Origin of the sequence: Streptomyces sp. NPDC028722, from assembly GCF_040637655.1 — a bacterium.
Classification (GTDB): Bacteria; Actinomycetota; Actinomycetes; order Streptomycetales; family Streptomycetaceae; genus Streptomyces.
In genome coordinates this window covers 433,897-445,401 of the sequence record NZ_JBEZWU010000001.1, presented here as the reverse complement: position 1 = coordinate 445,401, position 11,505 = coordinate 433,897, and the positions used below count along the sequence as shown (strand labels likewise).

Sequence of the window (11,505 nt, the reverse complement as noted above, 5' to 3'; positions counted from 1 at the left end):
GGGCCGGGCTGCCGTTCGTACACGGGCCGTCAGGTGCGTCCGCCAGCCCTGCCGTCCGCCAGCCCTGCCGTCCGCCGGGCTTGCCGTCCGCCGGGCTTGCCGTCCACTGGGCCTGCCATCCAATGGGCCTGCCGCCCACCGGTCCTGCCGTCCGCCGGGGCTGCCGTTCACAGCCCGGCGGGGTGTCCGTGGCCCTGCCGGGTCGTCGGTGCCGGCGTCGGACCCGGCCCGGTGTGCGCCGCCCGGCGGGCTACGCCGCGTACGTGTTCGCCGTCGGGGTCACCGTCGCGCTCAGGTGGTGGGCCATGCGGCGCAGTGCCTCCTCGCACTGTGCGGGGTCCTCGCCCGTGGCGACCCAGTGCGCGAGCCGGTCGGTGACGTCCGCGTGGGCGGCGGCCGTCACCAGGTCACCGGCCCGCCGGGTGAGGACCATGCGTTCGGCGGACGGTTCGTGCGCGGCGCCGGGGTCCAGGCGGAGGTGGGTCAGGCGGCCGGTGGTGGCCGGGTAGGCGAACTGGACGGCGGCGGCGTGCTGCCGGGTCGGTCCCAGTTCGGGGAGCCGGCCGGTGGCCAGCGTGGCGGCGGCCCGGGCGAGGTCGACGCCGGTGGCCTGTTCCACCAGCAGCGGGATCAGGTCGCCGGGCAGGTGCGGGGCGACGCCCGTGACGCGGGGGCCGCGGTCGGTCAGCCGCAGCGTGAGGTGCGCGACCGTGTGCGTGAGCCCGAGCGCGCGGACGGTCCGCTCGACGCACTGGCGCAGGAACCGGTTGTGCAGGAGCCCGTCGTGGGCGTGGACGCAGTGCCGCAGCGCGCGGCGGGCGGGCGCCGGGCCCGTCGTCGTACGGGTGAGCGCGACGATGCGGATCTCGTCGTCGAGGACGACGGTCTCGGCGGACACGAGCGGCCCCTCCGTGTCCTCGGGGTCGGCCGGCGCCACCCGGTGCCGCAGCAGCAGCGCCCGCAACGCGGCGGGATCGGTGCAGGCCGCGGCCGTCTCGTACGGCAGGCCGGGCAGCCCCAGCCGGGCGGCGACGCGCGCGGCCGTCACCAGATGCTCCGGGGACCAGGTGAGCAGGCCACCGACCGGGCGCCGGGCCGTGTACCGCAGCACCGCGTCGGCCGTCTGCGCCTCGCGGGCCGGGTCGGCCGCGAGGTGGCCGGCCAGATACGGGCGCGCCCAGGCGGGCGGGTCCGGGTCGACCAGGATCACCGGGTGGACCGCGGCGATCCGCGCCAGCGCGAACTCGCCGCACGCGTCCCCGTGTCCGGCTCCCAGGAGGAGGACGGGCTGCGCCATGGGTGCCTGGTCCTTCCTCGACGGCGAAGGCGGACGAGAAACACCCCGGGTGCCGCTCCCCCATCGGCGGCACCCGGGGCGGGTCAGATCTTGCTCTCTGTGCAGTGATCCTCACCCACCGCACCGTCAACTGTCAACGATAGCTGCGTACTTCCGCAGGGAGTGTTGTCACGTCTGGTAGGCGCAGGAGCGACCCGGTAGCCTCGCGTCAGCTCAGCCGCCGAACGGACGACGCGCCCAGGAGGGGACCTCGGTGAGTGACGCCTACGCCTCGCTGGCCGAATTCCTCGACCGGCTGGGTGAGTTGACCGGCCGGCCGGGCCGCCTGCCGGAGGTCCTCGACGTGGCCGGCCTCTCGTACCGCACCGGCATCCCCGCGGGCACCGTCGTCGAACTCCTCAGCGGCGGCCGGGTGTCCGAGCCGTGCCTGGCCCAACGGGTGCGTCAGCGGCTGGACTTCATCCGGGAGACCCGGCGCAGACCCGACGGCAAGCGGTACTCGCTTGACGAGCTGGCCCGGATCGCCGGGACCAGCCGGCAGTGGCTGAGCGAGTGGCGCAAGAGCGGCATGCCGAGCCTCGAACACGCCGACCGGTTACGCCGGTTCTTCGGCCTGCCCGCGGGCTTCTTCACGGCGGACGGACCGGAGGCACTGCACGAGGCGCTGCAACCGGTGCTCCAGAGCCTGGAGGCCGAGGCCGACCCGCTGCTGCGGCTCCGCGAGAGCGGACTGGTCCGGCTGGCCGCCCGCGCGCCGCAGATGAACGCCCGGCAGCTCGCCACCCTGGCCGACCTGGCCGAGATGATCATCTCCTCGGAGCGGGCGAAGGACACCGGGCGTGCCTGAGCGACCCGCCCGCTCCCGGAAGTCCCCGGCGCCCCCGGCCCGCCCGCGGCCGGCGGGCTCCCCGCCGTACGCGAAGTCCCCCAAGCGCTTTTTGGACCAGCTCGTGCGCGACACCGTCCGCACCCTCACCCCGCCCACGGAACCGAAGGCGTTCCTGCACGCGCTGTGCGCCACGCTCAGCCCGCGCCTCGACCGCCCGGTGCGGCTGAGGTTCGTCGCCTTCCCGGCCACCCTGGACGTCTCCGGAGTCACCCTCGCCCGGGACGAGGAGTACCTCGTCGTGGTCGAGGAACGCGCCCCCGAACTCCACCAGTTCGTCATCGCCGGGCACGAGATCGGCCACGTCCGCTACGGCACGCTGGACGTGCACTACCCGGCCGCGCTGCCCGCCGCCGCACGACGGCTGCTCTCCCGGGCCGAGGACGACATCCCCTGGGACCAGGTGGTCGCCACGGCCACCCGCTCGCCCGCCGCGCCGGCGGCCGAGGCCGAATGGGAGGCCGAGGAGTGCGGGCTGCGCCTCGCGGCCAAGTTCTCCAAGGTCGTCGGGCCGGGCGCGGCCGGCCCGACGACCCAGGACACCCTGACCGGCCGGCTGTCCTCCTCACTGGGCAACATCGGCGGCCCCTGATGCGCTGGGACCTCGCCGGCTGTCTCGCCGCCTACGCCGTCCCGGCCGTCCTGCTCGGCGTGGCCTTCGTGATCAAAGTGCCGCTGCTGCGGCGCGCCTGGCAGGACCCGATCCTGCGGGCCACCGCCCTGCTGCTCGGCATCGGCGCGGTCGTCTTCGCCTCGCTGCCGCCGGCCGGCCTGCACGGCATCAACGAACTCACCGGCATCCCCAACTTCGCCGGCCTGTGGGTCTACTCCCTGCTGACCGTCTACTGCGGCGCCTGCCTGTGGCTCATCATCACCTGGCGCGAGCCGCCGTCCGCCGTCCGCCGCCGGCGCACCCGGCTGGTCTGGGTGGCGTACGCCGTGATCATCGTCGGCCTGTGGACGACGTTCCTGCTCGGCGACCACCATGTGGAGCGGGTACGGGACCTCGACACCTACTACGCCGACACGCCCTGGATGCGTGAGTTCGTGCTGCTCTACCTCGTCGCCCACCTGGTGTCGGCGCTGGTCGCGGCCGGCATGCTGTGGGCCTGGTTCCAGGAGGTGGAGGAGACCTGGCTGCGCCGTGCGGTGATCTTCCTCCAGGAGGCCTACGCCCTCGGACTCCTCTTCGACCTGGCGAAACTGGCCGCGATCGGCGCCCGGTGGAGCGGCCGCGACTGGGACTGGCTGTCGACGTACGTCGCCCCGCCCTTCGCCATCGCCGAGGCCGCCCTGGTGGCCGTGGCCTTCATCGCCGGGCAGGCCGGGCCGCTGGTGGCGGAGCGCCGCCGGCTCGTGCGCACGTACCGGCGTCTGAAGCCGCTGTGGCAGGTCATGCTGACCGTCAGCGCGCCGGCGGCCCCGGCGACCGGCCGGGTCAGCGGTGCCGCCCTGCGCCTGGAACTGCGCCGGGCCGCCATCAACGACGGCCTGCTGAAGCTGGCCCCGCACCTCAGCGGAGCCCGGCGCGAGAGGACCCTGCGGGCGGCGACGGCGGCGGGCCACCCGGAGTGCGTGGCGCGGGGCATCGCGGCGGCGGTGGACATCCTCGTCGCCGCCGAGCTGCTGCACGCGCCACGGGACCGGAACCGCCCCGCGCCGACCGGCCCCGGCACCGCAGGCCCCACCGCCCCCGCCTGCGGCCCCGGCACCGCAGGCCCCACCGCCCCCGCCTGCGGTCCCGGCGAACTGGAGTCCGTCGCCCACGCGCTGCGCTTCCACGCCGCCGCGGTCGACGGATTCCGCCACCGGACGGCCACCGCAGAGGGCCTCCCCACCCACGCCTGACCCACCCGGCGCACCGGCCCCACCGCCTCCCGGTGAGCCCCGCGGGGGTGGCCGGACGTTCCCGGTCCGGGCGCGGTCGGGTCGTCCGGGGGCGGTGTCACCCCGGGGGCAGGGGGCCGTGGGTGCGGGGTAGGCTCCTGCGTTTCGACGGGTACCGACCGGGGTGAGGAAGACAGCGTGCGCAAGTCCGAGGCCGAGCAGCTGATCGATCGGGCGTACCAGGCGTGGGACGCCGAGGAGTGGCTGACCGCCGCCGGTCTGCTGGAGCGGGTGCTCGCCCACTTCCCCGACGAGGAGCCGAGCGGAGTGTGGTGGTACGACGCCGCCCTCGGCCACAAGTTCCTGCGCAACTGGGCGAAGGCGTACGAGCTGGGCCGTGAGGCCGCCGCCCGTGCCCCGCGCGGTGAGGGCGACCCGGCGTTCTGGAACCTGGGCATCGCGGCCACCGTCCAGCGCGACTGGGTCACCGCGCGCCAGGCCTGGGAGGGGTTCGGCATCTCGCTCCCGGCGGGCGAGGGTGCGATCGAGGCCCGTCTGGGCCCGGCCTGCGTACGTCTGGACACGGGCGGCGAGCAGGAGGTCGTGTGGATCGACCGGCTGTGCCCGACCCGGGGCCGGGTGATGAACGTACCGGTGACCGCCGGCCGCCGGTACGGGGAGGTCGTCGTGCACGACGGCGAGCCGACGGGCCGCCGGGTCGTGGACGGCCGCGAGTACCCGGTCTTCGACGAACTGCTCCTCTTCGAGCCCTCCGGTCTGCCGACGCTCACGGTGACGGTGCACGCGGCCGAGGCCGCCGACGTGGAGGCGCTGGTCGAACTGTTCGGCCGGCAGGACTACGGCGCCGAGCCCGCGAGCAGCTTCGACCTGCTGTGCTCCTGCTGTAGCGCGGGCACGCTGGAGCGGGAGCGGAACACCCACGCCGGCACGCAGCGGGTGTCCCTGGCCGCGCCGCCCGAGGAGGCGCGCCGTCTGCTGGCGGAGTGGGCCGGCCGGCAGGCGCCCGCCCGGAGCTGGAAGGGGCTGGAACCGGCCGGCTGAGCGGCGTCCGGCACAGTCACCGCGCGGGGCGCACGAAAGGACCTACGAGACGGGTTCCCTTCGCCGGTATGGTCCGGATCAGGTGCTGGGGGTCGCCGTCCGGCCTGACTGCTGCCGTGCGGCCTCTCAGCCCGACCGTCGCTGTCGGCCCCGGCGGATGCCTGTGCGTCTCGCCGTAGTCGGCTACTCCGGTTGGACTCCCTCACTCGCCTCGTAGGCTGTTACCCAGCATAGACCCGTCATCGGTGCCAGAACCCGTCATTTCGCACCATTTACCGACAGTTCGGGTGCTCGGTCAGGTGCCCGGTTCCGGCAGGTCGATCAGGCGGCACACCGTCCCCAGGTCGGCCTCCACCTGGGCGTCGGAGGCGCGGCCGGACAGCCAGGTCGTGAGCGCCGAGTGCCAGGTGTGCTCGATGACCCGGACCGCGGACAGCTGCCCGGGAGTGGGGTCCGTCAGCCCCGTCGCCTCCAGGATGATCGCGGTCGTCTGCCGGGAGACCTGCTCGACCTCGGCCGAGACGCCGCGGTCGGCGAAGATGAGGGCGCGGACCATCGCGTCGGCCAGGCGGGGTTCGCGCTGGAGGGCGCGGAAGGCCCGCATCAGGGTCTCGGTGACCCGCTCGGCGGCGGTGTCGCCCGTGGGGGGTCTCTTGCGCAGGGTGCCGTGCAGGTGCTCCAACTGGTCCTGCATGGTGGCCACGAGGAGATGCACCTTGGACGGGAAGTAGCGGTACAGGGTGCCGAGGGCCACCTGGGAGACCTCGGCGACCTCACGCATCTGCACGCCGTCGAACCCGCCCCGCCCGGCCAGCTCGGCGCTGGCGCGCAGGATGCCGCGCCGGCGGGCCTCCTGCCGTTCGGTCAGGGGCGCGGGTGCGGCGCCCCGCCCGAGTGGGGCCGGAGGCCCGGGGGACGGACGCGGGGTACGGGCTTCGGCGGGCATGGGTACCGTCCGTGACAGTCGGTGAGGTCGTCCGTGGGACTCGTGATCAGTCAGCATGGCAGCGCCGCGCGCCGTGGCGCGAATCACCTGATCCACTGCTCACCGCGCTCCTACCTGCCGGTAGATTCAGAGCCTCCTGAACGATCAAGTCTGAAACTTGTTCTAGATTATCTCCCGTCGTAGTGTCGCGGGCAGTGCAGGCAGAAGGGGGCACGGAGTGACCGCTGAGGCCCGGGAAGCGGGTGCCGGCCAGGAACCCGCTGCCGGTGGGGGTCCCTCCCGCCCGAGCGCGGCCGGGAGCGGGGAGGAGCGGCCGCTCCACATCGCGCTCCTCACCTACAAGGGGAACCCGTTCTGCGGGGGACAGGGCGTCTACGTACGGCACCTCTCGCGCGAGCTGGCCCGCCTCGGCCACCGGGTCGAGGTCATCGGATCGCAGCCGTACCCCGTCCTGGACGAGGGCTACCCGAACCTCGCCCTCACCGAGCTGCCCAGCCTCGACCTCTACCGCCAGCCCGACCCCTTCCGCACCCCCGGACGCGGCGAGTACCGGGACTGGGTCGACGCCCTGGAGGTGGCGACCATGTGGACCGGCGGCTTCCCCGAGCCGCTGACCTTCTCGCTGCGCGCCCGCCGCCATCTGCGCGCCCGCCGCGGCGAGTTCGACGTCGTCCACGACAACCAGACCCTCGGCTACGGCCTGCTGGGCGACATCGGCGCCCCCCTGGTGACCACGATCCACCACCCCATCACCGTCGACCGGCAGTTGGAGCTGGACGCGGCCGGCACCTGGCAGCGCCGCTACTCGGTACGCCGCTGGTACGCGTTCACCCGCATGCAGAAGCGGGTCGCCCGCCGCCTGCCCTCGGTCCTCACCGTCTCCGGCAGCTCCCGGCAGGAGATCGTGGACCACCTCGGCGTCCGCGACGACCGCGTCCACGTGGTCCACATCGGCGCCGACACCGACCTGTTCGCGCCGGACCCCGCCGTGCCCGAGGTACCCGGACGCATCGTCACCACCTCCAGCGCCGACGTGCCCCTCAAGGGCCTGGTGTTCCTCGTGGAGGCGCTCGCCAAGCTGCGCACCGAGCACCCGGCCGCCCACCTCGTCGTCGTCGGCAAACGCCCGCAGGAGGGCCCGGTCGCCCAGGCGGTCGAGCGGTACGGCCTCCAGGGCGCCGTCGAGTTCGTCAAGGGCATCTCCGACGCCGAACTGGTCGACCTGATCCGCTCGGCCCAGGTCGCCTGCGTGCCCTCCCTGTACGAGGGTTTCTCGCTGCCCGCCGCCGAGGCCATGGCCACCGGCACCCCGCTGGTCGCCACCACCGGCGGCGCGATCCCCGAGGTCGCCGGCCGGGACGGCGAGACCTGCCTGGCCGTACCGACCGGCGACGCGGACGCCCTCGCCGCCGGTCTCGGCCGGCTGCTCGGCGACCCGCTCCTGCGGGCCCGGCTCGGCGCGGCCGGCCGCCAGCGGGTGCTCGACCGCTTCACCTGGGCCCGGGCCGCCGAGGGCACCGTGGCCCGCTACCGCGAGGCCATCGCCCGCTCCGGCGGCCCCCGCCCCCGGCCGCAGGACCCCCGCCGCCCGGCGGCCACCCCCGGCGTCTACACCGAAAGCAGGGCCACGTGCTGACCGTCGACTTCTCCCGGTTCCCGATCGCCCCCGGCGACCGTGTCCTGGACCTCGGCTGCGGGGCCGGCCGGCACGCCTTCGAGTGCTACCGGCGCGGCGCCCGGGTCGTGGCGCTGGACCGGAGCACCGAGGAGATCCGCGAGGTCGCCAAGTGGTTCGCGGCGATGCGGGAGGCCGGGGAGGCCCCCGAGGGCGCCACCGCCACCGCCATGGAGGGCGACGCCCTCGCCCTGCCCTTCCCCGACGACTCCTTCGACGTCGTCATCATCTCCGAGGTGATGGAGCACATCCCCGACGACAAGGGCGTGCTCGCCGAGATGGTCCGCGTGCTCCGCCCCGGCGGCCGGCTCGCGGTCACCGTGCCCCGCTACGGCCCGGAGAAGGTCTGCTGGACACTGTCCGACGCCTACCACGAGGTCGAGGGCGGCCACATCCGCATCTACCGGGCCGACGAACTGGTCGCCAAGGTCCGCGAGGCCGGCCTGAAGCCGTACGGCAGCCATCACGCGCACGCGCTGCACTCGCCGTACTGGTGGCTGAAGTGCGCGTTCGGCGTGGACAACGACAAGGCGCTGCCGGTGCGGGCGTACCACAAGCTGCTGGTCTGGGACATCATGAAGAAGCCGCTCGCCACCCGCCTCGCCGAGCAGGCCCTGAACCCGCTCATCGGCAAGAGCTTCGTCGTCTACGCCACCAAGCCGCACCTGCCACGCCTGGCCGGCGCCGGCACCGAGACCTCCGAGGCGGCCGCCAAGTGACCACCCCCCGGACAGAACACCTCGTCCTGCCCGGGGTCCTCACCGCCGAGCAGGCCGCCGCGACCGTCCGCGGCATCCTCGCCGTGCAGCGGGAGGACGGTGCGCTCCCGTGGTTCCGCGGGCACCACCTGGACCCGTGGGACCACACCGAGGCCGCCATGGCCCTGGACGCGGCCGGTGAGCACGAGGCCGCCGAGCGGGCCTACGACTGGCTCGCCCGGCACCAGAACGAGGACGGCTCCTGGTACGCCGCCTACGCCGACGGCGCCCACGACGACGTCACCGACCGGGCCCGCGAGTCCAACTTCGTCGCCTACATAGCCGTCGGCGTCTGGCACCACTACCTGTCCACGGGCGACGACATGTTCCTGGACCGGATGTGGCCGACCGTCTACGCGGCCATGGAGTGGGTGCTGCGGCTCCAGCAGCCCGGCGGGGAGATCGGCTGGCGCCGCGAGGACGACGGCACGCCGGCGACGGAGGCCCTGCTCACCGGCAGTTCCTCCGTCCACCACGCCCTGCGGTGCGCGCTCGCCATCGCCGAGGAACGTGAAGAGCCCCAGCCGGACTGGGAGTTGGCCGTCGGTGCGCTGCGCCACGCGATAGGCCGGCACCCCGAGCGCTTCCTGGACAAGAACCGCTACTCGATGGACTGGTACTACCCGGTCCTCGGCGGCGCGCTGACGGGCGATGCGGCCAAGGCGCGCATCGAGGAATCCTGGGACCGGTTCGTCGTCCCCGGCCTCGGCGTGCGCTGCGTGATCCCCAACCCCTGGGTGACCGGCGGCGAGTCCAGCGAACTCGCCCTGGCCCTCTGGGCGGTGGGGGAGTCCGACCGCGCCCTGGAGATCCTCCAGTCGATCCAGCACCTGCGGGATCCGGACAGCGGCCTGTACTGGACGGGCTACGTCTTCGACGACGACGCCGTCTGGCCGCGCGAACTGACCACCTGGACGGCGGGCTCCCTGCTGCTGGCCGTCGCCGCACTGGGCGGCCACGAAGCCACCTGCGCGGTCTTCGGCGGACAGTACCTGCCGGCCGGCCTGGCCCCCGACTGCTGCGCCTGACCGCACCGGCCGCGCACCGCCCCGCCGGGGACGGTGCGCGGACCGCGCGGGGACGGGGTCAGTGCCGGCTCATGCGGTTGGCGATGGCGTGGCCCACGAAGAGGTAGACGACCGCGGCCAGGCCGTACCCGGCGACCACCCGGGCCCACGCCTCGTCGAAGGTGAACAGGTCGTGCGACCAGCCTGCCAGCCAGGAGGCCGCGTCATGGACGAACTGCACCAGGCTGTTCGCCCGGTTCGCGTCCAACAGGTACATCAGGATCCACAGGCCGAGGATGAAGGCCATGACGTCGGCGACGATCGCGATGACCGTCCCGGCCTGATTCGCACCGTTGCGATATCTAGGGGACATGCCTTGCGGATTGCCGGGCGGCGGGCGGTGAAACCCGGACGGCGTCCCCCGAGTGGCGCGTCCGGGTTTCCCGGGCGAGGCTGCCGGAAGAAGTCAACCGCTCGGGGAGACACGTCCGGAGGATCTCGTGCCCGTACCGATGCGGCGCCTCGCCGTGGCGCTCACCCTGTGCTGCGCCCTGCTCGCCGGTTCCACCGCCTGCGGAAGCGACGGGAAGAGCACGACGAAGAACAGCGCGGCGTCCCAGGCCGTCCCCGCCGCCGAGAGCCCCACCCCCAGCCCCAGCACGTCGGCGGAGAAGCGCAAGTTCGCCAAGACGCGGTTCGTGCTGGACGCGGGCCTCGCCGCCGGCGCCACCTACCAGTGGATCGTGAAGCCCTGGAAGGCCGGCAAGTTCAAGAAGGGCGCCCACGGCCGCAAGCTGGCCCTGGTGAAGGCCGGTGTCGCCGGCCTCTTCGCCTACAACCGGCTCAAGGCGGCCAAGAAGAACGCCGCCGCCGACCCGTTGCTGTCCAAGGCCCTCGCGCCGCTGGCCGGTGGCATCGAATCCCTGAAGAGCCTGCCGTCCAAGCTCCGCAAGGGCGACGAGGGCGCGGCCGGCTCGTTCGACGACATCATCAACAAGGTCAAGGACGCGGGCAAGAGCGCCGGCGCACCGGTCGAGAACCAGGTGCCCTCCGCCTCCCAGCTGTCCAAGGGCTGACGGTATGTGACGCTCCGCCAACTCCTCATCCAGGTAAGGCCGTACGACGACGGCCCCCCGCCACGAGGGCGAGGGGCCGTGCGGTACGGGGGTACGGCTCAGCCGCGCTGGATGCCCGAGCTGTCCTGGAGCACACCACGACGGCCGTCCTGGGTCTGCGCGACCAGTGCGGCACCGCGCTGCTCGACGGCCAGGTACCAGGTACCCGGCGCCAGTTCGGCGATCTGGTTCGGCGAACCGTCCTCCGCGAACAGCGGACGGGCCACCGGCACGGCGAACCAGAACGGGGAGAAGTCCCCGGCCGGAGGCTGCGGTGCCGGAGCTCCCTGCGGGGCCGGCGGCTGCTGCCCGAACGGCTGACCCGGCTGCGGCTGGGCACCGTAAGGCTGCTGCGGCTGGGCACCCGGGTAGCCGTAACCGCCGGGCGGCTGGGCACCGTAGGGCTGCGGGGCGGCCGGCTTGGGAGCCGGGACCAGGGCGGCCTGGAGGGCCGGCACCAGGGGAGTGGCGACGGCGGCCGCGGCCAGCAACAGAGCGGCGATGAGCCCCAGGATCAGGCCGGCGCCCGCGCCGACGTCGAACCGGTCGAAGTCGTCGAAGGCGCCCAGCGGGTCGAGGATCGACCAGAACGCCGTCCAGGCGGCGAACACCGAGAGGAGGACGCCCACTTGGCCGAGGTCGAAACCGAGGACCTTGCGCGGCTGCGGCAGCGCGCGGGCGACGACGATCAGGACCGCGCCGATGATGCCGCCGACGTACATGCTCATCACCAGGCCCAGGTTGTCCCAGGCGTTGGTGCTGTCGCTGCCGGTGTCGAACGTGTCGAGAAACGACGCGATGAACAGCACCACCGCTGCTCCGATCACCACGCCGTCGCCTCTAGTGAGGGAGCGGATATTCACTTCAGGTCCTTCGTAGGTCGTCTCGTCGTCGGTAGACACTATCGTTCACAAGATCCGGCCGTACGGCCG

Annotated in this window: 12 protein-coding genes; 8 read left to right on the top strand and 4 right to left on the bottom strand. The window is 73.6% G+C overall.

The annotated features are described in order from the left end of the window. Positions 1-250 precede the first annotated feature (250 nt). Entirely contained in the window at positions 251-1,297 is a 1,047-nt protein-coding gene (locus tag AB0F03_RS01995; RefSeq protein WP_361985429.1) for a hypothetical protein, read from the bottom strand. Between the two features lie 253 nt (positions 1,298-1,550). On the opposite strand from AB0F03_RS01995, the gene AB0F03_RS01990 reads away from it, so the two are divergent. The 4 genes from AB0F03_RS01990 (at position 1,551) to AB0F03_RS01975 (ending at position 5,072) form a co-directional block, all read left to right on the top strand. Then, positions 1,551-2,144, top strand: coding sequence for an XRE family transcriptional regulator (locus AB0F03_RS01990; protein ID WP_361985426.1), 594 nt, complete (start codon positions 1,551-1,553; stop codon positions 2,142-2,144). Further along, positions 2,137-2,775 (top strand): hypothetical protein, encoded by a 639-nt coding sequence (locus AB0F03_RS01985; RefSeq protein WP_361985423.1) that lies wholly within the window; start codon positions 2,137-2,139, stop codon positions 2,773-2,775. The genes AB0F03_RS01990 and AB0F03_RS01985 overlap by 8 nt, the downstream gene beginning before the upstream one ends. Further along, a complete protein-coding gene (locus AB0F03_RS01980) occupies positions 2,775-4,031 on the top strand; it encodes an MAB_1171c family putative transporter (protein WP_361985421.1) in 1,257 nt (418 codons plus the stop codon). Before AB0F03_RS01985 ends, AB0F03_RS01980 begins: the two co-directional genes overlap by 1 nt. 177 nt (positions 4,032-4,208) lie before the next feature. Next, a complete protein-coding gene (locus tag AB0F03_RS01975; protein WP_361985418.1) occupies positions 4,209-5,072 on the top strand; it encodes a tetratricopeptide repeat protein in 864 nt (287 codons plus the stop codon). A 295-nt stretch (positions 5,073-5,367) separates the two neighbouring features. On the opposite strand, the gene AB0F03_RS01970 is transcribed toward AB0F03_RS01975, so the two are convergent. Beyond that, the gene (locus AB0F03_RS01970) at positions 5,368-6,018 is read right to left on the bottom strand and encodes a TetR family transcriptional regulator (RefSeq protein WP_361985415.1); all 651 of its coding nucleotides are present in this window, start codon (positions 6,016-6,018) and stop codon (positions 5,368-5,370) included. 217 nt (positions 6,019-6,235) lie between these two features. Here AB0F03_RS01970 and AB0F03_RS01965 point away from each other — a divergent pair, with 217 nt between their 5' ends. From AB0F03_RS01965 to AB0F03_RS01955, 3 genes are read left to right on the top strand one after another with little or no spacing between them, the layout of a single operon-like run. Next, the gene (locus AB0F03_RS01965; RefSeq protein WP_361985412.1) at positions 6,236-7,654 is read left to right on the top strand and encodes a glycosyltransferase family 4 protein; all 1,419 of its coding nucleotides are present in this window, start codon (positions 6,236-6,238) and stop codon (positions 7,652-7,654) included. Further along, positions 7,648-8,412 (top strand): class I SAM-dependent methyltransferase, encoded by a 765-nt coding sequence (locus AB0F03_RS01960; protein WP_361985409.1) that lies wholly within the window; start codon positions 7,648-7,650, stop codon positions 8,410-8,412. The genes AB0F03_RS01965 and AB0F03_RS01960 overlap by 7 nt, the downstream gene beginning before the upstream one ends. Next, complete coding sequence (locus tag AB0F03_RS01955; RefSeq protein WP_361985406.1) at positions 8,409-9,479, top strand: prenyltransferase; 1,071 nt, start codon at positions 8,409-8,411, stop codon at positions 9,477-9,479. Before AB0F03_RS01960 ends, AB0F03_RS01955 begins: the two co-directional genes overlap by 4 nt. 58 nt (positions 9,480-9,537) lie before the next feature. Here the strand turns inward: AB0F03_RS01955 and AB0F03_RS01950 are convergent, their stop codons facing one another. After that, on the bottom strand, positions 9,538-9,831 hold the full coding sequence (locus AB0F03_RS01950; protein WP_121789030.1) for a hypothetical protein: 294 nt from the start codon (positions 9,829-9,831) through the stop codon (positions 9,538-9,540). Positions 9,832-9,958: 127 nt separating this feature from the next. On the opposite strand from AB0F03_RS01950, the gene AB0F03_RS01945 reads away from it, so the two are divergent. Further along, positions 9,959-10,534 (top strand): hypothetical protein, encoded by a 576-nt coding sequence (locus AB0F03_RS01945; RefSeq protein WP_361985403.1) that lies wholly within the window; start codon positions 9,959-9,961, stop codon positions 10,532-10,534. 98 nt (positions 10,535-10,632) lie between these two features. Here AB0F03_RS01945 and AB0F03_RS01940 read toward each other — a convergent pair whose 3' ends face one another. Further along, positions 10,633-11,436, bottom strand: coding sequence for a hypothetical protein (locus AB0F03_RS01940; protein ID WP_361985400.1), 804 nt, complete (start codon positions 11,434-11,436; stop codon positions 10,633-10,635). Positions 11,437-11,505: the final 69 nt, after the last annotated feature.